The organism is Halomonas sp. KO116 (assembly GCF_000734975.2).
GTDB lineage: Bacteria > Pseudomonadota > Gammaproteobacteria > Pseudomonadales > Halomonadaceae > Vreelandella > Vreelandella glaciei.
Map to the genome: position 1 here is coordinate 4,497,577 of NZ_CP011052.1, position 23,521 is coordinate 4,521,097.

General features: G+C 54.3%; 25 protein-coding genes and 3 tRNA genes. All 28 read right to left on the minus strand.

The annotated features are described in order from the left end of the window. Window positions 1-17 precede the first annotated feature (17 nt). Window positions 18-332: a 50S ribosomal protein L24 gene (rplX, locus tag KO116_RS20625; protein WP_007111996.1), complete on the minus strand. Its 315-nt coding sequence runs from the start codon at window positions 330-332 to the stop codon at window positions 18-20. 14 nt (window positions 333-346) lie between these two features. Further along, window positions 347-718, minus strand: coding sequence for a 50S ribosomal protein L14 (gene rplN / locus KO116_RS20630; RefSeq protein WP_008959163.1), 372 nt, complete (start codon window positions 716-718; stop codon window positions 347-349). A gap of 48 nt (window positions 719-766) precedes the next feature. Further along, complete coding sequence (gene rpsQ / locus KO116_RS20635; RefSeq protein WP_007111998.1) at window positions 767-1,027, minus strand: 30S ribosomal protein S17; 261 nt, start codon at window positions 1,025-1,027, stop codon at window positions 767-769. Window position 1,028: 1 nt separating this feature from the next. After that, window positions 1,029-1,220, minus strand: coding sequence for a 50S ribosomal protein L29 (gene rpmC / locus KO116_RS20640; RefSeq protein ID WP_007111999.1), 192 nt, complete (start codon window positions 1,218-1,220; stop codon window positions 1,029-1,031). Further along, a complete protein-coding gene (rplP, locus tag KO116_RS20645; RefSeq protein WP_007112000.1) occupies window positions 1,220-1,633 on the minus strand; it encodes a 50S ribosomal protein L16 in 414 nt (137 codons plus the stop codon). Before rplP ends, rpmC begins: the two co-directional genes overlap by 1 nt. Before the next feature lie 15 nt (window positions 1,634-1,648). Continuing rightward, a complete protein-coding gene (gene rpsC / locus KO116_RS20650; RefSeq protein WP_008959164.1) occupies window positions 1,649-2,347 on the minus strand; it encodes a 30S ribosomal protein S3 in 699 nt (232 codons plus the stop codon). Window positions 2,348-2,357: 10 nt separating this feature from the next. After that, window positions 2,358-2,690: a 50S ribosomal protein L22 gene (gene rplV, locus KO116_RS20655; RefSeq protein ID WP_007112002.1), complete on the minus strand. Its 333-nt coding sequence runs from the start codon at window positions 2,688-2,690 to the stop codon at window positions 2,358-2,360. 18 nt (window positions 2,691-2,708) lie between these two features. After that, the gene (gene rpsS, locus KO116_RS20660) at window positions 2,709-2,984 is read right to left on the minus strand and encodes a 30S ribosomal protein S19 (RefSeq protein WP_009098993.1); all 276 of its coding nucleotides are present in this window, start codon (window positions 2,982-2,984) and stop codon (window positions 2,709-2,711) included. A gap of 33 nt (window positions 2,985-3,017) precedes the next feature. Further along, window positions 3,018-3,848: a 50S ribosomal protein L2 gene (gene rplB / locus KO116_RS20665; RefSeq protein WP_008959166.1), complete on the minus strand. Its 831-nt coding sequence runs from the start codon at window positions 3,846-3,848 to the stop codon at window positions 3,018-3,020. 17 nt (window positions 3,849-3,865) lie between these two features. Continuing rightward, complete coding sequence (rplW, locus tag KO116_RS20670) at window positions 3,866-4,162, minus strand: 50S ribosomal protein L23 (protein WP_008959167.1); 297 nt, start codon at window positions 4,160-4,162, stop codon at window positions 3,866-3,868. Beyond that, complete coding sequence (rplD, locus tag KO116_RS20675; RefSeq protein WP_008959168.1) at window positions 4,159-4,764, minus strand: 50S ribosomal protein L4; 606 nt, start codon at window positions 4,762-4,764, stop codon at window positions 4,159-4,161. Before rplD ends, rplW begins: the two co-directional genes overlap by 4 nt. A gap of 15 nt (window positions 4,765-4,779) precedes the next feature. Beyond that, window positions 4,780-5,418, minus strand: a complete 639-nt coding sequence (gene rplC / locus KO116_RS20680) for a 50S ribosomal protein L3 (protein WP_008959169.1) — start codon at window positions 5,416-5,418, stop codon at window positions 4,780-4,782. Between the two features lie 162 nt (window positions 5,419-5,580). Beyond that, on the minus strand, window positions 5,581-5,892 hold the full coding sequence (gene rpsJ / locus KO116_RS20685) for a 30S ribosomal protein S10 (RefSeq protein ID WP_007112007.1): 312 nt from the start codon (window positions 5,890-5,892) through the stop codon (window positions 5,581-5,583). A 159-nt stretch (window positions 5,893-6,051) separates the two neighbouring features. After that, the gene (tuf, locus tag KO116_RS20690; RefSeq protein WP_008959170.1) at window positions 6,052-7,245 is read right to left on the minus strand and encodes an elongation factor Tu; all 1,194 of its coding nucleotides are present in this window, start codon (window positions 7,243-7,245) and stop codon (window positions 6,052-6,054) included. Between the two features lie 29 nt (window positions 7,246-7,274). Continuing rightward, window positions 7,275-9,398 (minus strand): elongation factor G, encoded by a 2,124-nt coding sequence (gene fusA, locus KO116_RS20695; RefSeq protein ID WP_008959171.1) that lies wholly within the window; start codon window positions 9,396-9,398, stop codon window positions 7,275-7,277. A 229-nt stretch (window positions 9,399-9,627) separates the two neighbouring features. Then, on the minus strand, window positions 9,628-10,098 hold the full coding sequence (gene rpsG, locus KO116_RS20700) for a 30S ribosomal protein S7 (RefSeq protein ID WP_008959172.1): 471 nt from the start codon (window positions 10,096-10,098) through the stop codon (window positions 9,628-9,630). 165 nt (window positions 10,099-10,263) lie between these two features. After that, on the minus strand, window positions 10,264-10,638 hold the full coding sequence (gene rpsL / locus KO116_RS20705; protein WP_008959173.1) for a 30S ribosomal protein S12: 375 nt from the start codon (window positions 10,636-10,638) through the stop codon (window positions 10,264-10,266). A gap of 226 nt (window positions 10,639-10,864) precedes the next feature. Next, the gene (gene rpoC, locus KO116_RS20710) at window positions 10,865-15,079 is read right to left on the minus strand and encodes a DNA-directed RNA polymerase subunit beta' (RefSeq protein WP_035564023.1); all 4,215 of its coding nucleotides are present in this window, start codon (window positions 15,077-15,079) and stop codon (window positions 10,865-10,867) included. Between the two features lie 10 nt (window positions 15,080-15,089). Continuing rightward, complete coding sequence (gene rpoB / locus KO116_RS20715; protein ID WP_035564020.1) at window positions 15,090-19,166, minus strand: DNA-directed RNA polymerase subunit beta; 4,077 nt, start codon at window positions 19,164-19,166, stop codon at window positions 15,090-15,092. Between the two features lie 270 nt (window positions 19,167-19,436). Then, window positions 19,437-19,805: a 50S ribosomal protein L7/L12 gene (gene rplL / locus KO116_RS20720; protein ID WP_008959176.1), complete on the minus strand. Its 369-nt coding sequence runs from the start codon at window positions 19,803-19,805 to the stop codon at window positions 19,437-19,439. A 127-nt stretch (window positions 19,806-19,932) separates the two neighbouring features. After that, entirely contained in the window at window positions 19,933-20,439 is a 507-nt protein-coding gene (gene rplJ, locus KO116_RS20725) for a 50S ribosomal protein L10 (protein WP_008959177.1), read from the minus strand. Window positions 20,440-20,764: 325 nt separating this feature from the next. Continuing rightward, on the minus strand, window positions 20,765-21,457 hold the full coding sequence (gene rplA, locus KO116_RS20730) for a 50S ribosomal protein L1 (RefSeq protein ID WP_007112016.1): 693 nt from the start codon (window positions 21,455-21,457) through the stop codon (window positions 20,765-20,767). Between the two features lie 2 nt (window positions 21,458-21,459). Beyond that, entirely contained in the window at window positions 21,460-21,891 is a 432-nt protein-coding gene (gene rplK / locus KO116_RS20735; protein ID WP_007112017.1) for a 50S ribosomal protein L11, read from the minus strand. Window positions 21,892-22,003: 112 nt separating this feature from the next. Further along, window positions 22,004-22,537, minus strand: a complete 534-nt coding sequence (nusG, locus tag KO116_RS20740) for a transcription termination/antitermination protein NusG (RefSeq protein ID WP_008959178.1) — start codon at window positions 22,535-22,537, stop codon at window positions 22,004-22,006. 8 nt (window positions 22,538-22,545) lie between these two features. Beyond that, window positions 22,546-22,929: a preprotein translocase subunit SecE gene (gene secE / locus KO116_RS20745; protein WP_035564017.1), complete on the minus strand. Its 384-nt coding sequence runs from the start codon at window positions 22,927-22,929 to the stop codon at window positions 22,546-22,548. 73 nt (window positions 22,930-23,002) lie between these two features. Continuing rightward, window positions 23,003-23,078: transfer RNA gene (locus KO116_RS20750), tRNA-Trp, on the minus strand. A 199-nt stretch (window positions 23,079-23,277) separates the two neighbouring features. Further along, window positions 23,278-23,352 (minus strand) — tRNA-Thr (locus KO116_RS20755). Between the two features lie 13 nt (window positions 23,353-23,365). Further along, window positions 23,366-23,439, minus strand: a tRNA-Gly gene (locus KO116_RS20760). Between the last annotated feature and the right edge of the window lie 82 nt (window positions 23,440-23,521).

A 23,521-nucleotide genomic window follows, 5' to 3' on the forward strand; every position in this document is an offset into this window, starting at 1 on the left:
TTGCTACCCGACTCGCGTTAGGCGTCGATCTGCGTCTGCGTCGACTTGTAGATACGTACCTTGGTACCGTCTTCCTTTACTTGGAAGCCGACGCGATCCGCCTTACCGGTCTCCGAATTGAAGATGGCTACGTTGGACGCGTGAATCGGAGCCTCACGCTCGACGATACCGCCCTGATTTCCCGCCATGGGATTTGGCTTGGTGTGACGTTTAATCATGTTCACACCGGACACCAAGAAACGGTTTTCTAATACCCGCTTAACGGTGCCACGTTTGCCTTTATCCTTCCCGGCGATGACGATGACTTCATCGTCACGTTTGATCTTTTGCATATCCGCCTCGCTCCTTACAGCACTTCAGGCGCTAAGGAAATGATCTTCATGAACTTTTCATTACGAAGTTCACGAGTCACCGGCCCAAAAATACGGGTACCGATGGGCTGTTCGTTGGTGTTATTCAACAAAACTGCCGCATTTCCATCGAAACGGATGAGCGAACCGTCGGGACGACGGACGCCACTACGGGTCCGGACCACGACCGCTTTTAGCACCTGGCCTTTTTTGACCTTGCCACGCGGAATCGCTTCCTTAACCGTGACCTTGATGATATCACCAACGCGAGCGTAACGACGGTGTGAACCGCCTAACACCTTGATGCACTGCACCCGGCGCGCTCCGCTGTTGTCGGCGACATCCAGCATTGTCTGAGTCTGAATCATCGGTTTTCTCCAAACCTAATCTGACTGCACTGATTGACAAGCCAGGGATTAACCCTTGGCGTGTTCAACCACCTCGACCAGCGTCCAAGCTTTTTTCTTGGAAAGCGGACGGCACTCTTGAATAGAGACCGTATCGCCTGCCTTAGCCTGGTTCGCCTCATCATGGGCGTGCAGCTTGGTGGAGCGCTTAACGTATTTTCCGTAGATCGGGTGACGCTCGCGCCGCTCGATCATAACGACGATGGACTTATCCATCTTATCGCTCACCACTTTACCGGTGAGCGTACGCTTTGTGTTTTCTTCGGCCATCTCAATCACCTGCCTTCTCGTTGAGCAAAGTCTTAACGCGGGCGATATCCCGGCGGACCTGCTTGAGCAGATGAGTCTGGCTCAGTTGGCCAGTGGCCTTCTGCATGCGCAGGTTAAACTGCTCGCGGAGGAGTTCGAGGAGTTGCTCCTGGAGCTCTCCTGCGGACTTTTCACGAATTTCCTGGGCTTTCATCACATCACCGTCCGTTTCGCAAAGGTGGTGGATAAGGGCATTTTCTGTGCGGCAAGCTCAAACGCTTCACGAGCGAGCTCTTCCGACACGCCTTCAATTTCATACAGGACCCGACCCGGTTGGATCTGGGCAACCCAGTACTCAACAGAACCTTTACCTTTACCCATACGAACTTCGAGCGGCTTCTTGGAGATCGGCTTATCAGGGAAGACGCGGATCCAAATCTTACCGCCACGTTTTACGTGACGTGTGATCGCACGACGGCCTGCTTCGATCTGACGCGCAGTGATGCGGCCGCGACCAGTAGCTTTAAGGCCGTATTCCCCGAAGCTGATCTTGCTTCCGCGATGCGCCAGGCCACGGTTGCGGCCTTTCATCATCTTGCGGAATTTCATACGCTTGGGCTGTAACATCGACTCGCTCTCCCCTTACCTGGAACCTTTCTTCTTGGGCGCGTTGCCGGCAGGCTGTTTGGCCTTGGCACGTACTTCCTCGATACCGCCGAGGATTTCACCCTTGAAGATCCACACTTTGACGCCGATAACGCCGTAGGTGGTGTGAGCTTCGTAAGTGGCGTAGTCGATATCCGCACGCAACGTGTGCAGCGGAACGCGACCTTCGCGGTACCATTCGGTACGTGCGATTTCAGCGCCACCAAGACGACCTGACAGCTGAATTTTGATGCCACCAGCGCCAAGACGCATTGCGTTCTGTACCGCGCGCTTCATAGCACGACGAAACATGACGCGACGCTCAAGCTGACCCGCTACGTTAGCAGCGACTAGCTTGGCATCCAGCTCCGGCTTGCGAACTTCTTCGATGTTCACATGCACGGGAACACCCATCATCTGGGTGAGATCGCGACGTAAACGGTCGACATCTTCACCTTTCTTACCAATCACGATACCCGGACGGGCAGTGTGAATGGTGATGCGGGCATTGTTCGCCGGACGCTCGATGTGGATGCGGCTAACGGAGGCGCTTTTAAGACGCTCTTCCAGGAAGCTACGCACTTCGAGATCGTTATTGAGCTTATCGGCGTAAGCGCCGCGCTCAGCATACCAGACAGAAGCATGGTCTTTGACGATGCCCAGTCGAATGCCTGTTGGATTGACTTTCTGACCCATCGGTCGACTCCTACTTCTCGGCTACCTTGACGGTGATGTGGCACGTGCGCTTCAAGATACGATCCGCACGCCCCTTGGCACGCGGCTTGATACGCTTGAGCGTCATGCCCTCATCGACGCAGATGGTCGAGACACGCAGCTCGTCAATATCCATGCCGTTATTTTCTTCCGCATTCGCAATCGCGGATTGCAGCACCTTCTTAACCAGCTTGGCAGCCTTCTTCGGTGAGAAGGTCAGCAGGTCGAGTGCCTCGGCGACAGGTTTACCGCGCACCTGGTCAGCCACCAAACGGGCCTTCTGGGCGGATAAACGAGCGCCAAGCAGCTTAGCTGTGACTTCCATCTCTCAATCCTCTCTGGCTTACCGTTTGGCTTTTTTATCCGCCGCATGCCCACGATAAGTGCGGGTAGCAGCGAATTCGCCCAATTTGTGGCCAACCATTTCCTCGGAAACATGCACCGGGACGTGTTGGCGACCATTATGGACCGCGATAGTGAGGCCTACCATATTGGGCAGGATCATAGAACGACGCGACCAAGTCTTGATCGGTTTGCGATCGTTCTTCTCCACTGCAGCCTCTACCTTCTTCAAAAGATGAAGGTCAATGAAGGGACCTTTCTTTAGTGAACGTGGCACAGCCGTTACCTCTTAATGTCTTGGCAATTTAGATCAACGCGTCTTGTTACGACGACGAATGATCAGCTTGTCGGTGCGCTTGTTCTTACGCGTCTTGTGACCCTTAGTCGGCACGCCCCATGGGGATACCGGGTGACGACCACCACTGGTGCGGCCTTCGCCACCACCGTGCGGGTGATCGACTGGGTTCATCGCGACACCGCGAACAGTCGGACGCACGCCTCTCCAGCGCTTCGCACCGGCCTTGCCAAGTTGACGCAGGCTGTGCTCAGAGTTGCTCACTTCACCCAACGTCGCGCGGCACTCGGCCAACACTTTACGCATTTCGCCAGAGCGAAGACGCAAGGTGGCATAGTTACCTTCACGAGCAACCAACTGGGCGCTTGTACCGGCACTGCGAGCAATCTGCGCACCTTTGCCCGGCTTGAGTTCGATGCAGTGCACCGTAGAACCCAGCGGAACGTTACGCAGCGGCAAGGCATTGCCTTTCTTGATTGACGCGTTAACACCAGATTCCAGCACGTCACCCGCGCTGACACCTTTCGGTGCAATGATGTAACGACGTTCACCATCGGCATACTTCAGCAGCGCAATGTGCGCACTGCGGTTGGGATCGTGCTCAAGACGCTCAACGGTGGCAGGAATGCCATCCTTGGTGCGCTTGAAATCGATCAGCCGATAGTGGTGACGATGACCACCGCCCACGTGGCGGGTGGTGATACGACCGTAGTTATTCCGGCCGCCGGACTTGGACTGTTTTTCCAAAAGCGGTGCATAGGCACGGCCTTTAAACAGTTCCTCGCCAACGATCTTGACGACGTGGCGACGACCGGCGGAAGTGGGTTTGGTCTTGACGATTGCCATTATCCGTACTCCTGCCCTTATTCGGCGCCAGAGAAGTCTTCGAGCGTTTCACCCGCAGCCAGGGTCACATACGCTTTGCGGTAACCCTTACGCAGGCCAACGCCGTTCGCAGTACGTTTTGTTTTACCCTTCATGTTCAGTACCTGAACACTACCGACCTTTTTGCCGAAGAGTGCTTCAACGGCCTTTTTGATCTCGGGCTTGGTAGCATCAGATGCCACCTTGAAAACGTACTGGTTGCGCTCGGCTGCCATTGCGGCCTTTTCGGTCACGTGCGGCCCAAGCAGAACCTTAAATACGCGTTCCTGGTTCATGCCAGCTTCTCCTCGAATTTACGCAGGGCGGAGACGGTAATCAGGACCTTATCAAAGGCTACCAGGCTTACCGGGTCAGCTGCCGCGACATCCACCACGTCAACGTGGGGAAGGTTGCGTGCGGCCAAATAGAGCTTCTCGTCGATTTCTTCAGTGACGATCAACACTTTTTCAAGGTTGAGCTCTTTCAGCTTGGCAGCTACCTGCTTGGTCTTAGGCGCATCGACGACGAACTCTTCAATCGCGACTAAACGCTCTTGACGTACCAGCTCTGACAAGATGGAGCGCATCGCTGCGCGGTACATCTTGCGGTTAACCTTCTGGGTGTAGTCTTGCGGACGCGCCGCGAAGGTTACGCCACCACTACGCCATAGCGGAGAGCGGATGGTACCGGCACGTGCACGACCGGTGCCTTTCTGACGCCACGGCTTTTTACCACCGCCACGAACGTCGGAACGACTCTTTTGTGCGCGGGTTCCCTGACGACCAGCCGCCAAATAGGCAGTGACAACCTGGTGAACGAGCGCTTCGTTGAATTCTTTGCCAAAAGTGGCGTCGGCTACTTCAACGGTACCCGCGCCTGCAGCAAGATTCAGATTCATTGGTAATTATCCCCTTCAGCCTGCTTTCACGGCGCTGCGAACGATAACGTCACTACCGGGAGCACCCGGTACGGCGCCTTTAATCAGCAGCAGGTTACGCTCGGCGTCGACACGGACGATCTCAAGGCTCTGCACGGTGCAACGGGCGTTACCCATTTGACCGGCCATCTTTTTGCCTTTGAAAACGCGACCCGGCGTCTGACACATGCCGATAGAACCCGGCGCGCGATGCGACAGAGAGTTACCGTGAGTCATATCTTGGGTACGGAAATTCCAGCGCTTAACAGCACCCTGGAAGCCTTTACCCTTAGAGGTGCCAGTCACGTCAACCATTTGACCAGCTTCGAAGAGGGATACGGTGATTTCGCCGCCCACTTCAGGAATTGTTTCGCCTTCTGCAAGACGAAATTCCATCAGTGCACGACCAGCTTCAACACCCGCCTTGGCAAACTGACCCGCTTGCGCTTTGGTGAGGTGCTTCGCTTTGCGAGAGCCAGATGTGACCTGAATCGCTGCGTAACCGTCAGACTCGACAGATTTAACGCGTGTAACACGATTAGGGTCAACTTCAATAACGGTTACGGGCACAGACGCGCCGTCTTCGGTAAAGACACGGGTCATCCCGGCCTTTTTACCGACTAAACCGATAGTCATACTCAGTCTCCTATAGTGTACGGGGCTATCACCCGCTATGGCTGCCCTTTCCAGAGCATTCCACTAGCACATTGTATGGCGCCTCACGGCGCGGCGGCTGCTGCTCATGCTAGACTCGTATAAACGAGCGATGAGCGCTGGGCCGCAAAGTGACTAGTGTAATTAGTTGAGCTTGATTTGCACGTCAACACCTGCGGCGAGATCGAGCTTCATCAATGCATCAACAGTTTTCTCAGTCGGCTCAACAATGTCGAGCACACGCTTGTGCGTACGAATCTCATACTGGTCACGCGCATCTTTGTTGACGTGCGGCGAGATCAGAATGGTGTAACGCTCGCGATTGGTCGGCAGCGGAATCGGGCCACGAACCTGAGCACCAGTACGCTTAGCAGTTTCAACGATCTCTGCTGTGGACTGATCGATCAGGCGATGGTCGAATGCTTTCAACCGAATGCGAATCTTTTGGTTCTGCATTTGCCTTAAACTCCAATGGATGTCGACGGCGCGAGCCGTCTACCCACGCATTCAAAGGATGCGCATTATAGGCACGCCAAAAGCCCATGTCAAACATTTGCTGTTGGTGCGCAGAAAAGGGGGCTCATCAGAGCCCCCTTCATCATTCAAGCATGTCGCTTACTTGACGATCTTGGCCACAACGCCAGCACCGACAGTACGGCCGCCTTCACGAATAGCGAAGCGCAAACCTTCGTCCATTGCGATCGGAGCGATCAAGGTAACAACCATCTGAACGTTGTCACCCGGCATGACCATTTCAACGCCTTCCGGCAGTTCACAAGTACCGGTTACGTCGGTGGTACGGAAGTAGAACTGCGGACGGTAGCCCTTGAAGAAAGGCGTGTGACGACCACCCTCTTCTTTGGACAGTACGTAAACTTCTGCTTCGAAGGTTGTGTGCGGGTTGATGGTGCCCGGCTTGGCCAATACTTGACCACGCTCGACGTCATCACGCTTAGTACCACGTAGCAGGGCGCCAACGTTCTCACCAGCACGACCTTCGTCGAGCAGTTTACGGAACATTTCAACACCGGTAACGATCGTTTTGGTGGTGTCGCGGATACCCACGATTTCCACTTCTTCGCCCGCTTTAACGATGCCGCGCTCTACACGACCGGTAACAACAGTACCGCGGCCAGAGATAGAGAACACGTCTTCGATCGGCATCAGGAACGGCTGGTCGATAGCGCGCTCCGGCTCAGGAATATACTCATCCAGAGCTTTGATCAGGCTAGCTACCGCAGTAGTACCCATGCCATTCTCATCTTCACCATTCAACGCCATCAGCGCAGAACCAGTGATGATCGGCGTGTCGTCGCCCGGGAAGTCGTACTGGTCTAGAAGTTCGCGAACTTCCATTTCTACCAGCTCGAGCAGCTCTTCGTCATCGACCATGTCCGCTTTGTTCAGGAACACAACGATGTACGGTACGCCAACCTGACGCGAGAGCAGGATGTGCTCGCGCGTTTGCGGCATCGGGCCGTCTGCGGCAGAACATACCAGGATAGCGCCGTCCATCTGCGCAGCACCGGTAATCATGTTCTTGACGTAGTCGGCGTGACCTGGGCAGTCAACGTGCGCGTAGTGACGCGCCTCAGACTGATATTCCACGTGCGATGTCGCGATCGTGATACCACGCTCGCGCTCTTCCGGCGCATTATCGATAGCGGCGAATTCACTCCAGTCGCCACCGAAAACCTCAGCAGACACGCGAGTTAGGGCCGCTGTCAGAGTCGTTTTACCGTGGTCGACGTGACCAATGGTGCCGACGTTGACGTGCGGTTTGGAACGTTCAAATTTTTCCTTAGCCACTGCTATAACCTCTTTACGTTAGCTAACGGTTAACCGTTTTGATTGATGACGGCTTCAACGACGCTGGAGGGCGCCTCGTCGTACTTCGAGAACTCCATAGAGTAGCTCGCACGGCCCTGGGTTTGTGAGCGCAGATCGGTTGCATAACCGAACATCTCGCCCAGTGGCACCGTTGCACGAATGACTTTACCAGAAGAAGAGTCATCCATGCCCTGCACCAAGCCGCGACGACGGCTCAGGTCGCCCATGACGTCACCCATAAATTCTTCGGGGGTCACGATTTCGACCTTCATCACCGGCTCCAGCAGCACGGCCTTGGCCTTCCTGGCACCTTCTTTCACTGCCATAGAAGAAGCAATCTTAAACGCAGTCTCGTTGGAGTCTACGTCGTGGAAGGAGCCGTCGAACAGCGACACTTTAACGTCAATCATCGGGTAACCCGCGATGACACCGTTTTTGAGCTGCTCGTAAGCACCCTTCTCAACCGCGGGAACGTATTCCTTCGGAACCGCACCACCCACGATTTCAGAAGTGAATTTGAAGAAGATTTCATCTTCGCCTTCACCCTTCTCTTCTTTAGTCAGCGGTTCAATACGTAGCCAAACGTGACCGTACTGACCACGACCGCCAGACTGACGCACGAACTTGCCTTCTTGCTCAATGCTGCCGCGAATCGTTTCGCGATAGGCAACCTGCGGCTTACCAATATTGGCTTCAACCTTAAACTCGCGACGCATACGGTCAACGAGGATATCCAGGTGAAGCTCACCCATACCAGAAATAATCGTCTGGCCGGTTTCTTCGTCGGTTTTAACCTGGAAGGAGGGATCTTCCTGAGCAAGTTTGCCCAGAGCGACACCCATCTTCTCTTGGTCTGCCTTAGATTTAGGCTCTACAGCAACCGAGATAACCGGATCCGGGAACTCCATACGCTCGAGAACAATTTTGTTATCGATGTCGCACAGGGTATCACCGGTGGTGACGTCTTTGAGACCGATACAAGCGGCGATATCGCCCGCCAGTACTTCTTTGATCTCTTCACGGGAGTTGGCGTGCATCTGAACGATACGGCCAACGCGCTCTTTCTTCTGCTTAACGGAGTTATAAACACCGTCGCCAGATTTCAGAACGCCCGAGTAGACGCGGATAAAGGTCAGCGTACCAACAAAGGGGTCGGTGGCGATTTTAAACGCCAACGCCGCAAACGGTGCACTGTCGTCCGCTTCACGGGTATCAACGGTGCCGTTTTTGTCATCCAACTCACCTTCGATCGCCTTAACTTCTGTTGGCGAAGGCATGAATTCGATAACGCCATCCAGCACGGCCTGAACACCCTTGTTCTTAAACGCAGAACCACAGGTAACCAGAACGATATCGTTAGCCAGGGTGCGCGCACGCAGGCCAGCCTTGATCTCTTCAATCGTTAACTCGCCGCCTTCAAGGTATTTCTCCATCAGCTCATCAGAGCCTTCGGCAGCAGCCTCGACCATCTCTTCGCGATACTTTTCTGCTGTTTCTTGTAACTCAGCAGGAATATCCACGAGGTCATAGGTCATACCCAGACTTTCTTCATCCCACAGGATGGCTTTCATCTGAATAAGGTCGATAACACCTTTAAAGTCTTCTTCCGTGCCCCAGTTAATCTGGATCGGCACAGCATTAGCACCCAGGCGCTCTTTCAACTGGTCGACAACCATGAAGAAATCAGCACCGGTACGGTCCATCTTGTTGACGAAAACCATGCGCGGCACTTCGTACTTATTGGCTTGGCGCCATACCGTTTCGGTCTGCGGCTGAACGCCGGAAGAACCACACAGTACAACCACCGCACCATCAAGTACGCGCAAAGAACGCTCAACTTCGATCGTGAAGTCAACGTGCCCTGGGGTGTCGATAATGTTAATACGGTGCTCGGGGAACTGCTTGTTCATGCCCTGCCAGAAACAGGTAGTTGCAGCTGAGGTGATCGTAATACCACGCTCCTGCTCCTGCTCCATCCAGTCCATGGTCGCAGCACCGTCGTGCACTTCGCCCACTTTGTGGGAAAGGCCGGTATAGAACAGTACCCGCTCAGTCGTCGTAGTCTTACCCGCGTCAACGTGAGCGACGATACCGATATTACGATAGCGATTTAGTGGAGTCTTGCGTGCCACGGTGAAACTCCCGTTTGTTGGCGATGCTCGTTAATTTAGCGGCGTATGCAAGCGAGGCTTATGCGTCCGCCGCTACCACTGAACGGTAGCGGCTGGATATTGCAACTAATGCATTGCAACAACGCGACTCAGCAAACACTTCGCCATGCTGAACAACGTGCATATAAAAACCATAAAGCCGTACTTAAAAACGCCGTGCTTAGAAACGCAGTTTCTAGAAACACCGATTTTAGAAACGGTAGTGCGAGAAGGCCTTGTTGGCTTCTGCCATGCGATGCACGTCTTCGCGCTTCTTAACGGCAGAACCTTTACCTTCCGCGGCATCCAGCATTTCGCCTGCTAGACGCTGCACCATGGTTTTCTCACCGCGACGACGCGCCGCGTCTACCAGCCAGCGCATTGCTAGCGCTTGGCGACGAGACGGACGTACTTCAACCGGCACCTGATAGGTCGCACCACCAACGCGGCGCGACTTCACTTCGACCATGGGCTGGATAGCTTCCAGCGCTTTGTCGAAGATCTCCAGCGGATCTTCTTTACTACGTTCGGCAACCTTGTCCAACGCACCGTAAACGATACGCTCAGCTATGGACTTTTTGCCGCTGACCATCAGGTGGTTCATGAACTTCGCCAGACGCTCACTTCCGAACTTAGGATCCGGAAGGATGTCGCGTTTAGCTACTACTCTTCTTCTAGGCATGATAAGCCCTCAATTAAGGATCTTTCAGGTAAACCCGGAACTCATGAGCTTGTACCAAGACAAAGCGCCGCCCGACCTTACTCTTATCAGACCGTCAAATTCGTGATAATCGCTACTCAGCACACCCAATAAAATCGGCCATGCTGTACAGCTACCCCAGCCTTATTAGGACTTAGGACGCTTAGTACCGTATTTAGAACGACCCTGACGACGATTTTGAACGCCAGAGGTGTCAAGGGCGCCACGAACGGTGTGATAACGCACACCTGGCAAATCCTTTACACGACCGCCGCGAATCAAAACGACAGAGTGTTCTTGAAGGTTGTGACCTTCACCACCGATGTAAGAAGACACTTCGAAACCGTTGGTAAGGCGCACACGGCAAACCTTACGCAGGGCCGAGTTCGGCTTCTTCGGGGTGGTGGTGTAAACGCGCGTACATACGCCGCGTTTTTGCGGACAGGCCTGCAGCGCGGGCACGTCACTTTTAGTGACGGGGCGCTTGCGCGGCTTGCGCACTAGCTGATTAATCGTTGCCATGGTGTTTAGCTGACTCCAATGGTTGCCTTGTCTTTCAACAAGTAGCCTTTTTAACAAATACGTGCAGCGGATGCGGGCGCACCCACCCCACTGTTAAAGGCTGCGCATTCTAAAGGCTGACCCTAGGTGCCGTCAAGCCTTGCTGGCGGTTTTACCAGCAAGGTGACGTTTTAGGCCAGCAACTTATGCTACTTACTAATTTTACTGCTTGTTTCAAGCACCAAATTTACAGCTCGTCGTCAGAATCGAGAGCGGTTAACTGGGCACCTAGCTCCTGCTCTACCTCGGTCGCCGAGGGATTCAACAGTTGCTCAACGCCTTCGCGCTTGCGACGACGCTCTGCGTGGTGAGTCAAGCCCGTACCTGCTGGTATTAGACGACCAACCACCACGTTTTCTTTCAGGCCGCGCAGGTAATCGCGCTTGCCGGTTACCGCTGCTTCGGTCAGTACGCGGGTAGTCTCCTGGAAGGAGGCCGCGGAAATGAACGACTCGGTAGCCAAGCTGGCCTTAGTAATACCCAGCAACATGCGTTGGTACTTGGCTGGGAATTTCTTCTCTTTTTCGAGACGAATATTCTGCTCTAACACGCGTACCAGCTCTGCCTGGTCGCCAGTGATGAAATCAGAGTCGCCTGAATCAGCAATCTCTACCTTACGCAGCATCTGACGCACAATCACTTCAATGTGCTTATCGTTGATACCAACGCCCTGGAGACGGTAAACGTCTTGCACTTCTGCCGTAATGTACTTGGCGAGCTCTTCAACACCCAATAAACGCAGGATGTCATGAGGGTTGCTCGGGCCATCAGAAATGACTTCACCCTTCTCAACCGCTTCGCCTTCGAAGACGGCAATTTGACGCCACTTCGGAATCAAGGCTTCAAACGGATCGCCGGATTCTGGGGTAATCATCAGGCGACGCTTGCCTTTGGTCTCTTTACCAAAGCTAACGACACCGCTGATTTCTGCCAGGATAGACGACTCTTTCGGCTTACGCGCCTCGAACAAGTCAGCAACGCGTGGCAGACCACCGGTGATATCTTTGTTCGCCGAGGCTTCTACCGGGATACGGGCAACGACTTCACCCACACCGATAGTGACACCATCGTCGACCGAAATAATCGAGTTGCCTGGCAGCAAGTACTGCACCGGGGTATTGGAACCGGAAACAGAAACATACTCGCCAGCGTTGTCCTGCAGCATAACCATCGGGCGCTTATCGCGGCCAGCCATGGGGCGCGCTGCAGACTCGATCACCTCAATAGAGGACAAGCCGGTCATCTCATCGACGCTACGGTGCATAGTGACACCTTCGTCAAGATCAATGAACTGCGCCCTACCTTCTACTTCGGCAACGATCGGGTGGGTGTGCGGATCCCACTTGGCGACGATTGAACCAGCATCTACAACATCACCGTCGCGTACAGAAAGTTCAGCACCGTAAGGCAGCTTGTAGTACTCGCGCTCACGACCATGGTCATCAGCAACAGCCAAGGCGCTCGAACGAGAGACCACCACTAGCTTGCCGTCGCCACGCTCAACGTGCTTGATGTTGTGCAGACGAACCTTACCGCCGTGCTTCACTTGTACGCTATCCACAGCAGACGAACGCGATGCTGCGCCACCGATGTGGAAGGTACGCATGGTCAGCTGGGTACCCGGCTCACCGATGGACTGTGCGGCGATAACGCCAACGGCTTCACCAATGTTGACCTGATGGCCACGCGCCAAGTCACGGCCGTAACAGGAGGCACACACGCCATGTGCGGTCTCACAAGTAATCGTGGAGCGTACGACAATTTCGTCGACGCCCATGGTGTCGAGCTCGGCACACCACTTCTCGTCGAGCAGGGTACCTTTAGCGAGCTGCACTTCACCACTGCCCGGATGAACGACATCCTGCGCAACCACGCGACCTAGCACACGCTGAGAGAGCGGCACGATGATGTCGCCGCCTTCGATGATCGGGTGTAGCGTCAAGCCATTTTCGGTACCACAATCAACCTCAGTGATAACCAAATCTTGCGCCACATCGACCAAACGACGCGTCAGGTAACCGGAGTTAGCCGTTTTCAGGGCCGTATCCGCCAGACCTTTACGTGCACCGTGGGTCGAGATGAAGTACTGAAGTACGTTCAGACCTTCACGGAAGTTGGCAACGATCGGCGTTTCGATGATCGAGCCATCCGGCTTGGCCATCAGGCCACGCATACCGGCCAACTGACGAATCTGGGCAGCCGAACCACGCGCACCAGAGTCGGCCATGATGAAGACGCTGTTGAACGAGTCCTGCTCAACTTCATTACCATCACGATCGATGACGGTCTCTTTCGAGATACCCACCATCATCGCCTTGGCGACTTTATCGTTGGCCTTTGACCAGATATCGATAACCTTGTTGTACTTCTCACCGGCGGTTACCAGGCCAGAAGAGAACTGGTCTTCGATCTCTTTAACTTCGGCTTCCGCCGCGTCAACGATTTCGGTTTTCGCTTCGGGGATAACGAAGTCATTAACACCGATTGACGCACCGGACCAAGTCGCTAAGCGGAAGCCGGTGTACATCAGCTGGTCAGCGAAGATGACGGTCGGCTTAAGGCCGGCACGACGATAGACTTCGTTGATCAGGCTGGAGATCGCCTTCTTCTTCATCGGCTGATCGATCAGCGCGAAGGGCACACCTTCGGGCAGAATGCGGAACAGCATCGCACGACCGACCGTGGTGTCATAAATACGGCGATGGAAGCTGCGCTCGCCGGTTTCCTCTTCAATATCGATCTCGTCCAGGCGCACTTTAACCCGGGCGTGCAGCGATACGGACTGCGTACCGAAGGCGCGCTCAACCTCATTGAGGTCAGAGAACACCATGCCTTCGCCTTTGGCGTTGATCTTTTCGCGGGTCATGTAGTAAAGACCCAGAACAACGTCTTGCGACGGTACGATGATCGGCTCGCCGTTAGCGGGCGACAGCACGTTGTTGGTGGCCATCATCAGCGCACGGGCTTCAAGCTGCGCTTCCAGGGTTAGCGGTACGTGTACCGCCATCTGGTCACCGTCAAAGTCGGCGTTGTAAGCAGCACACACCAGCGGGTGCAGCTGAATCGCTTTACCTTCGATCAACAGCGGCTCAAACGCCTGGATACCCAGACGGTGAAGCGTGGGCGCGCGGTTAAGCAGTACCGGGTGTTCGCGGATAACATCAGCGAGGATGTCCCACACTTCCGGCAGCTCGCGCTCGACCATCTTCTTGGCGGCTTTGATCGTTGAGGCGTAGCCCAGCGACTGCAGCTTGGAGTAGATAAACGGCTTAAACAGCTCAAGCGCCATTTTCTTGGGCAAACCACACTGGTGCAGACGCAGCGTCGGACCGACGGTGATGACCGAACGGCCCGAGTAGTCGACGCGCTTACCCAGCAAGTTCTGACGGAAACGGCCCTGCTTACCTTTGATCATATCGGCGAGCGATTTCAGCGGACGCTTGTTAGAGCCCGTGATCGCGCGGCCACGACGACCATTATCCAGCAGTGCATCGACCGCTTCCTGAAGCATACGCTTCTCGTTACGCACGATAATATCCGGCGCATTGAGGTCAAGCAGACGCTTCAGGCGGTTGTTACGGTTGATCACACGACGGTAAAGGTCGTTGAGATCAGAGGTCGCGAAGCGGCCACCGTCCAACGGCACCAGCGGACGCAGGTCCGGCGGCAGCACGGGCAGCACTTCCATGACCATCCACGCCGGCGCGTTGCCAGAGTGGTAGAAGGCTTCAAGCAGCTTAAGGCGCTTGGAGAGCTTCTTGATCTTGGTTTCAGAGTTGGTCTGCGGAATTTCTTCACGCAGGTGGTTAATCTCTTCTTCCAGATCGATATCTTTGAGCAGCTCTTGAACGGCTTCGGCACCCATGCGGGCGTCAAAGTCGTCGCCAAACTCTTCCAGTGCTTCAAAGTACTGCTCGTCGTTCATCAGCTGACCACGCTCCAGCGTGGTCATGCCTGGATCGATCACGACAAAGCTTTCGAAGTACAGCACGCGCTCGATATCACGCAAGGTCATATCGAGGAACATGCCAATACGCGACGGCAGTGACTTCAAAAACCAAATGTGAGCAACCGGGGAAGCCAGCTCAATGTGCCCCATGCGCTCACGGCGCACGGCGGCTTTGGTCACTTCAACGCCACATTTTTCGCAGATAATACCGCGGTGCTTCATGCGCTTATATTTGCCGCACAAGCACTCATAGTCTTTTACCGGACCAAAAATCTTGGCGCAGAACAGACCGTCCCGCTCCGGTTTAAAGGTACGGTAGTTGATGGTCTCAGGCTTCTTCACCTCGCCAAACGACCAGGAGCGAATCATGTCCGGCGACGCCAGGGTAATCTTGATCGCGTCAAACTCTTCGGACTGAGACTGCGATTTGAGTACTTTCACCAAATCTTTCATGGGACGGCTCCTAGCTCTCTAACTCGATATCGATGCCCAGCGAGCGGATTTCCTTCACCAGTACGTTGAAGGATTCCGGCATGCCTGCCTGCATGGTGTGGTCGCCATCCACGATGTTTTTATACATCTTGGTGCGGCCTTCGACGTCGTCCGACTTGACGGTGAGCATCTCTTGTAGCGTGTATGCGGCGCCGTAAGCTTCCAACGCCCACACTTCCATCTCACCGAAGCGCTGACCACCGAATTGCGCCTTACCACCCAAGGGCTGCTGGGTAACCAGCGAGTAAGAACCGGTAGAACGCGCGTGCATCTTGTCGTCTACCAAGTGGTTAAGCTTCAGCATGTACATGTAGCCGACGGTAACCGGACGATCAAAGGCGTCACCGGTACGGCCATCGAATAGGGCCATCTGACCCGACTCAGGAATGTCCGCCAGCTTCAGCAGATGCTTGATTTCGTGCTCTTTGGCACCGTCAAACACCGGCGTGGCCATCGGCACACCACCCTTAAGATTCTTCGCCAGAGCGATGATCTCATCGTCGGTCAGGGAATCGAGATCTTCAACACGTGTACCCTGGGTATTGTAGATCTGCCCCAGGAAGTCACGAATCTCCGCGACTTGCTGACCGCGTGCGTCGCGCAGCATGGCTTCGATCTTGACGCCCAAGCCACGTGCCGCCATGCCCAGGTGCGTCTCAAGGATCTGACCAACGTTCATCCGCGACGGTACGCCCAGCGGGTTTAGCACCACGTCGACCGGCTCGCCCTTCTCGTCAAACGGCATGTCTTCGATCGGCATAATGGCCGAGATAACACCTTTGTTACCGTGACGACCCGCCATCTTGTCGCCTGGCTGGATGCGACGCTTAACAGCCATGTAGACTTTAACGATTTTCAGCACGCCCGGCGCGAGGTCATCGCCCTGGGTCAGCTTGCGCTTCTTATCTTCAAAGCGCTCGTCCATCTCTTTACGACGGTTTTCAAGCTGCTCGTCGGCCTGAGCCAACAGCTCATTGTAGGACTCATCCTGCATGCGCAGTTTGAACCACTGCTGGCGCGGCAGCTCATCCAGGTATGCCTCGTCTAGCACGTCGCCCTTTTTGAGGTTCGGACCGCCATTGACAGCTTGGCCATCAAGGGTGCGCTGTAGGCGCTCAAAAGTGGCGTCTTCAGCAATCCGGTACGTCTCTTGCAGATCCTTACGCACTTCATCAAGCTGCGTACGCTCAATGGAGAGTGCGCGAGAGTCTTTATCAACGCCGTCACGAGTAAACACCTGAACGTCGATGACCGTGCCTTTCATGCCGGTCGGGGCACGCAGGGAAGTATCTTTAACGTCAGACGCTTTCTCACCGAAGATGGCACGCAACAGCTTCTCTTCTGGCGTCAGCTGGGTTTCACCTTTCGGCGTCACCTTACCGACCAGAATGTCACCGGGGCCAACTTCAGCACCGATGTAAACAACGCCCGCCTCATCCAGCTTGGAGAGCGCAGACTCACCCACGTTCGGGATATCGGAAGTAATCTCCTCCGAGCCTAACTTGGTGTCGCGAGACACACAGGTCAGTTCCTGAATATGAATCGTCGTGAAACGGTCCTCTTGAACGACCCGCTCGGAAAGCAGGATCGAGTCCTCGAAGTTGTAACCGTTCCAGGGCATAAACGCGATGCGCATGTTCTGGCCAAGGGCCAGGTCACCCATGTCGACAGACGGGCCGTCGGCGAGAATATCGCCACGCGCCACGTTGTCACCAGGCCGCACGATGGGGCGCTGGTTCATACAGGTGTTCTGGTTCGAGCGGGTGTACTTGGTCAGGTTGTAGATATCCACACCGGCTTCACCGCCGATAATTTCATCTTCATTAACCCGTACCACCACACGACGCGCATCCACGGAATCAATCACGCCGCCGCGATTGGCCACCGCACAGACGCCGGAGTCACGGGCAACAAAGCGCTCCATGCCCGTACCTACCAACGGCTTATCAGCACGCAGGGTCGGCACCGCCTGACGCTGCATGTTAGAACCCATCAAGGCGCGGTTGGCGTCATCGTGCTCCAGGAACGGAATCAATGCCGCTGCGACGGAGACGACCTGACGTGGCGATACGTCCATTAGCGTCACTTGCTCAGGACGCATAAAGGTCGTTTCACCGCGGTGACGAACCTGAACTAGGTCATCACTTAGTTTGTTGGACTCATCTACCGCTGCTGACGCCTGGGCGATAACAAAGTCGCCCTCTTCGATCGCCGAGAGGTGGACGATATCGTCCGTCAACTGACGATCAACCACTTTACGGTACGGCGTTTCAAGGAAACCGTAGCTGTTAGTGTGGCTGTAGGTGGCCAGCGAGTTAATCAGACCGATGTTCGGGCCTTCTGGCGTTTCGATCGGGCATAGACGCCCGTAGTGCGTGGCGTGAACGTCACGTACTTCGAAGCCAGCGCGCTCACGGGTCAAACCACCGGGGCCGAGTGCAGACACACGACGCTTGTGGGTCACTTCCGAAAGCGGGTTGTTCTGATCCATAAACTGCGAAAGCTGGCTGGAACCGAAGAACTCTTTTACCGCCGCCGCAACGGGCTTGGCGTTGATCAAGTCTTGCGGCATCAGGCCTTCGCTTTCCGCCATGGAAAGACGCTCTTTGACGGCACGCTCTACACGCACCAAGCCAACGCGGAACTGGTTCTCGGCCATTTCGCCCACACAGCGAATACGGCGGTTACCCAGGTGATCGATATCGTCAACGTCACCGAAGCCGTTACGAATACTGATCAGCTCGCGCAGCACATCAAGGATGTCTTTACGATCCAGTACGCCGGAGCCGGTATCGGTATCACGGCGCAGACGGCGGTTGAACTTCATGCGGCCAACGCCCGACAGGTCGTAGCGGTCCTCAGAGAAGAACAGGTTGTTAAACAGCGTCTCAGCAGACTCTTTGGTCGGCGGCTCGCCGGGACGCATCATGCGGTAAATTTCGACTAACGCTTCAAGCGCGGAATTAGTAGCATCCAGCTTCAAGGTGTCGGAAATGAATGAACCGCAGTCGAGATCATTGGTGTAGAGCGTTTCGACCAGGGTAATGCCGCCCTGGGCCATGCGCTCAAGCACTTCTGGTGTGATCTCGGTATTACACGGGCAGATCAGCTCGCCTGTTTTAGAGTCGATTTGATCTTTTGCCAGGGTTTTACCGAATAGATATTCCATCGGCACATCCAGACGCTCAAGACCGGCTTTTTCAAGCTGGCGAATATGCTTCTGGGTAATCCGACGCCCCTCTTCAACGATCACATTACCTTCGTCATCTTTGATGTCGAAAGTAGCCGTCTCGCCGCGCAGGCGCGACGGAACCAGCTCCACATAGAAACCGGATTTCTCAATGTGAAAGACGCTGGTTTCAAAGAACTCGGCCAGGATCTCTTCGGTGTTCATCCCTAACGCACGCATCAGCACCGACGCCGGCAGTTTGCGGCGACGGTCAATACGTACAAAGACGTTGTCTTTGGGGTCAAACTCAAAGTCTAACCAAGAACCACGGTAAGGAATCACCCGGGCTGAATAGAGCAGCTTACCGGAAGAGTGACTCTTACCTTTGTCATGATCGAAGAACACACCGGGTGAGCGGTGGAGCTGGGAAACGATAACCCGCTCAGTACCGTTGATAACAAAGGTACCGTTCTCGGTCATCAGGGGGATTTCCCCCATGTAGACTTCCTGCTCTTTAATATCTTTGATTGCTTTGTTTGAGGAGTCGCGATCATAGATGATCAAGCGAACCTTCACGCGCAGCGGGGCGGAGTAAGTGACGCCGCGCAGCTGGCACTCCTTAACATCGAACGCCGGCGTGCCGAAACGGTAGCTGACATACTCAAGCGCCGCATTACCGGAGAAGCTCTCAATCGGAAACACGGACTTAAAAGCCGCGTGCAAGCCGACTTCGTGACGCTCGTCGGGCGAACGATCTTGCTGGAGGAAGTCGTAATAGGAATCAAGCTGGATCGCCAGCAAGTAAGGCACATCCATCACTTGGGGCAGTTTGCCGAAATCCTTGCGGATGCGTTTTTTCTCAGTATATGAGTAAGCCATCTGTATTCCCCAGCTTGTTCACCATGGGTGACCGATGCGTGGTCATCGCTGCCCGGCGGGCTTCGTCAGACACAGACAGCAAGCTCCTAAATCGGTAGCTCGCCGTCGAAAATCTAGTTCGATAACACTGTAGTCGATAACACTATTTCTACGTTTCTATTGCGACTGCGATTAATGAAACACCAGTTGCAACAGAAAAAGGCCGGCAGCGGGATATCCCGCCGCCAGCCGTGGAAGCTTACGCAGCGCGTAAAGCCGTCCGCACAATAATTACTTGAGCTCGACGGTTGCGCCCGCTTCTTCCAGCTTAGCTTTAGCTGCTTCAGCGTCGTCCTTAGACAGACCTTCTTTGATGGTCGCCGGAGCACCGTCAACAGCACCTTTAGCTTCTTTCAAGCCAAGGCCAGTGATCTCACGTACTGCTTTGATCACGTTAACTTTCTTGTCGCCAGCAGCGGTCAGAACGACGTCAAATTCAGTCTGTTCTTCAGCTACTTCGCCGCCAGCAGCCGGGCCAGCCATTACGGCAGCCGCTGCAGAAACGCCGAATTTCTCTTCCATTGCTTCGATCAGCTCGACAACTTCCATTACGGACATGTCGGCTACAGCATTGATGATATCGTCTTTAGACAGTGCCATTGTTTCATTCCTAACTTTGCGGGAGTCTCGGTCAGCCGAGGACTCAGGATTCATTGCTCGGTTCAGGCAGCGCGCTGATGATGGCTTATACCGTCATACCGTTTGCGCCGCCTGCAAGAAACGCTGCTTAAGCAGCTTCGGCTTCTTGCTTCTGGTCGCGCAGAGCGGCCAGAGTACGAACCAGCTTGCCAGCGGAGGCTTCTTTCATTACCGACATCAACTTGGCAATTGCTTCGTCGTAAGTCGGTAGGGTTGCCAGACGGTCGATGTCAGCAGCCGGAATCAGCTCACCTTCGTAGGCCAACGCTTTTACTTCGAAGTTCTTGTCCGTTTTAGCAAACTCTTTGAACAGACGAGCAGCAGCGCCCGGATGATCAGTAGAGAAGGCCAACAACGTAGGACCAACGAAGCTATCGTTCAGGCACTCCCACTGAGTGCCCTCGAGAGCGCGGCGAGCCAGCGTATTACGAACAACACGCAGCTCTACACCATTCTCACGCGCTTGCTTGCGCAGATCGGTCATTTTACCAACCGTAACGCCGCGAGAATCAGCAACTACGACGGAGAGTGCGCCCTTGGCCGCTTCACTGACCTCGGCAACAATCGCTTTCTTGCCTTCAAGTGCTAGTGGCACAGTGATCACTCCTTCGTGCCGGAACCCAAGAAGGTTCCGGTGGTTACCATCTCTTTCCGCTCTTAATTGCAAAAAAAATTGCAATGCGGAAAGCCTTGGGGATGGTGCTCACCAGAAAGCTTTCAAGCTTAACCAACTGGCGGCCACACCATCTGCGCAGGCGCTTATGAGGCAATTAAGCCGCCCCTGTATATACAAAATGCTAAGTGTACATACTAAGCGCGGCACCTGCGGTCTTTGACGATGCCCCGGCCAGTGTTAATAACCAAACGGGGGACCGCAAAGTTCTTGCTCGGTTCCTACAAAAAAACCAACGATTACTCGCTTATGCGAAAGCAGAGTGATCGATTGTTAAACCCGGGCCCATGGTAGTGGACAGAGTCATTTTTTTGAAGTAAATGCCTTTAGACGCGCTCGGCTTGAGGCGCTTAAGGTCAGCAACGAGGGCTTCCAGGTTACCGTTAATCGCTGCCACGTCAAAATCCACTTTACCCAGGGTAGTGTGGATAATGCCGTTTTTGTCAGTACGGAAACGCACTTGGCCCGCTTTGGCATTTTTAACCGCTGTCGCCACATCAGGCGTTACGGTGCCAACTTTCGGGTTTGGCATCAGGCCACGCGGACCTAGGATCTGGCCCAACTGACCAACAACACGCATAGCATCTGGCGAAGCGATAACGACGTCAAAATCCATCACGCCTTTTTTCACTTGCTCAGCCAAGTCGTCCATACCCACGATGTCGGCACCGGCTTCTTTAGCGGCATCGGCATTGGCGCCCTGGGTAAAGACCGCAACGCGTACATCTTTACCCGTACCGTTAGGCATGACGGTAGCGCCACGCACAACCTGGTCAGATTTACGCGGGTCAACGCCAAGGTTGATAGCAACATCAACTGACTCCTTGAATTTAACCGTAGACAGCTCGGAGAGCAGCGCTACCGCTTCTTCAATAGAGTAGGCTTTGGTGGCGTCTACTTTTTCGCGAATAATTTTCGCACGCTTAGATAGTTTAGCCATGATCAGAGACCCTCCACGTTTAGGCCCATGCTGCGAGCACTGCCAGCAATGGTGCGCACAGCGGCATCAAGATTCGCAGCCGTTAAATCAGGCTCTTTCGTTTTGGCGATCTCTTCGAGCTGTTCACGCGTCACGGTGCCGACTTTCTTCTTGTTCGGCTCACCAGAACCGGACTTGATACCAGCAGCTTTCTTCAGCAGCACGGCAGCAGGCGGTGTCTTGGTGACGAACGTGAAGCTACGGTCTGAGTAGACAGTGATCACGACTGGCGTCGGCAGGCCCGGCTCAATTTCTTGAGTCGCGGCGTTGAACGCCTTACAGAATTCCATGATGTTCACGCCGTGCTGACCCAGTGCTGGGCCTACCGGCGGGCTTGGATTGGCTTTACCTGCAGCAACCTGCAGTTTGATATAAGCCTGTACTTTCTTGGCCATCGTTTATGCTCCAATTGGGTAGTAACGCCCGAAGGCTCCCCGGTACCAACGAAACAACTACTTAGTTATTTCGCACGAATCAAATACGCTTAGTCTTTCTCAACCTGCGAACTTATTCTTTCTCAACCTGAGAGAATTCTAACTCAACAGGTGTAGAGCGCCCAAAGATCAGCACGCTGACATGCAGGCGACTCTTTTCATAATTAACTTCTTCGACGACGCCGTTAAAATCAGCAAACGGCCCGTCAACAACACGCACCGACTGGCCCGGCTCAAACATTGTTTTGGGCCGCGGCTTGTCGGTGCCATCTTTAACACGCAGCAAAATAGCGTCTGCTTCGCGTGATGTAATCGGTGCTGGCTTCTCTTTTGTTCCACCGATAAAGCCCATAACACGTGGCGTCTCGTTGACGAGGTGCCATGTCTCATCGGCCATTTCCATCTCGACCAATACATAGCCAGGATAGAACTTACGCTCACTCTTGCGACGCTTGCCGTCACGCATTTCGACGACTTCTTCGGTCGGCACCAGAATTTCGCCGAAGCGATCTTCCATACCGTACATTTTCACACGCTCGATCAGTGAACGCATGACATGCTTTTCAAAGCCAGAATAAGCGTGAACGACGTACCAACGTTTGGACATGAAAGCTCCTAACCAATGACGCCGGACATCGCCCAGCCAAGAAGAGTGTCGATCAACCACAGCATTAGCCCCACCACCAAAACGGCCACTAGCACAATGGCAGTGGTCTGAATGGTTTCGGCACGGGTCGGCCATACAACGCGCTGAATCTCTTTCTTGGCGCTTCTGGCAAGCTCTACTAAATCACGACCCTTGGTAGTGGTTAGCGCAATCAAACCCGCAATCACACACAACACCACTACGCCAAGCACGCGGTAGAGCAGGCCAATATCGGCGAAATAGGTATTACCAACAACAGCAATGACAAGCAGCGCTACGACCGCCGCCCACTTGAGCCCGTCATGGCGCGTCTGTTGCACCTCGGCGCCATGTTTTACAGAACCAGGCTTCATAAAAACGAGACTCCTCAGGGTGCGGCGAACGATAAAAGAATTTTGGAAAAAGACATACCAACCTGGGGAAGGTTGGCAGGCCAGGAGGGAATCGAACCCCCAACCTGCGGTTTTGGAGACCGCTGCTCTGCCAATTGAGCTACTGGCCTGTATCGTCGTACTGATTTTTTTACAACAACTACACTACATCTATCGATAAGCGTCTTTTTCAATCGCCTATACAACAGCGGGCGCCATGGTAGCGAAGAAAGCCACTTCTGACAACCCCTTCTTTACGCTTAGGCATGCTACAACCCCACCTAAACGCAGAGACAAAAAAAGCGAGCTTCGCTCGCTTTATCTGCAATATGGAGCTCATGGACGGAATTGAACCGTCGACCTCACCCTTACCAAGGGTGTGCTCTACCCCTGAGCTACATGAGCTAAACACATCAACTGGAGCGGGCGGCGGGAATCGAACCCGCACCATCAGCTTGGAAGGCTGAGGTTCTACCGTTGAACTACGCCCGCAGAACCTGTCTTGAATGACAATCCGCTACGCGCCGCCTTATAGCCCCTTACCTTCTACCAAGCTATAAATCGTAGACAATGC

Coding starts and splice junctions, on each gene's coding strand:
- nusG (WP_008959178.1), bottom strand. CDS start 22,537: ATGTCCAAACGTTGGTACGTCGTTCACGCTTATTCTGGCTTTGAAAAG.
- rpoB (WP_035564020.1), bottom strand. CDS start 19,166: ATGGCTTACTCATATACTGAGAAAAAACGCATCCGCAAGGATTTCGGC.
- rplL (WP_008959176.1), bottom strand. CDS start 19,805: ATGGCACTGTCTAAAGACGATATCATCAATGCTGTAGCCGACATGTCC.
- rpsJ (WP_007112007.1), bottom strand. CDS start 5,892: ATGCAGAACCAAAAGATTCGCATTCGGTTGAAAGCATTCGACCATCGC.
- rplK (WP_007112017.1), bottom strand. CDS start 21,891: ATGGCCAAGAAAGTACAGGCTTATATCAAACTGCAGGTTGCTGCAGGT.
- rpsQ (WP_007111998.1), bottom strand. CDS start 1,027: ATGGCCGAAGAAAACACAAAGCGTACGCTCACCGGTAAAGTGGTGAGC.
- rpsL (WP_008959173.1), bottom strand. CDS start 10,638: ATGGCAACGATTAATCAGCTAGTGCGCAAGCCGCGCAAGCGCCCCGTC.
- rplD (WP_008959168.1), bottom strand. CDS start 4,764: ATGAATCTGAATCTTGCTGCAGGCGCGGGTACCGTTGAAGTAGCCGAC.
- rplW (WP_008959167.1), bottom strand. CDS start 4,162: ATGAACCAGGAACGCGTATTTAAGGTTCTGCTTGGGCCGCACGTGACC.
- rpsG (WP_008959172.1), bottom strand. CDS start 10,098: ATGCCTAGAAGAAGAGTAGTAGCTAAACGCGACATCCTTCCGGATCCT.
- rplC (WP_008959169.1), bottom strand. CDS start 5,418: ATGACTATCGGTTTAGTCGGTAAAAAGGCCGGGATGACCCGTGTCTTT.
- rpmC (WP_007111999.1), bottom strand. CDS start 1,220: ATGAAAGCCCAGGAAATTCGTGAAAAGTCCGCAGGAGAGCTCCAGGAG.
- rplN (WP_008959163.1), bottom strand. CDS start 718: ATGATTCAGACTCAGACAATGCTGGATGTCGCCGACAACAGCGGAGCG.
- rplA (WP_007112016.1), bottom strand. CDS start 21,457: ATGGCTAAACTATCTAAGCGTGCGAAAATTATTCGCGAAAAAGTAGAC.
- rplP (WP_007112000.1), bottom strand. CDS start 1,633: ATGTTACAGCCCAAGCGTATGAAATTCCGCAAGATGATGAAAGGCCGC.
- rplV (WP_007112002.1), bottom strand. CDS start 2,690: ATGGAAGTCACAGCTAAGCTGCTTGGCGCTCGTTTATCCGCCCAGAAG.
- rplX (WP_007111996.1), bottom strand. CDS start 332: ATGCAAAAGATCAAACGTGACGATGAAGTCATCGTCATCGCCGGGAAG.
- rplB (WP_008959166.1), bottom strand. CDS start 3,848: ATGGCAATCGTCAAGACCAAACCCACTTCCGCCGGTCGTCGCCACGTC.
- rpoC (WP_035564023.1), bottom strand. CDS start 15,079: ATGAAAGATTTGGTGAAAGTACTCAAATCGCAGTCTCAGTCCGAAGAG.
- rpsC (WP_008959164.1), bottom strand. CDS start 2,347: ATGGGTCAGAAAGTCAATCCAACAGGCATTCGACTGGGCATCGTCAAA.
- secE (WP_035564017.1), bottom strand. CDS start 22,929: ATGAAGCCTGGTTCTGTAAAACATGGCGCCGAGGTGCAACAGACGCGC.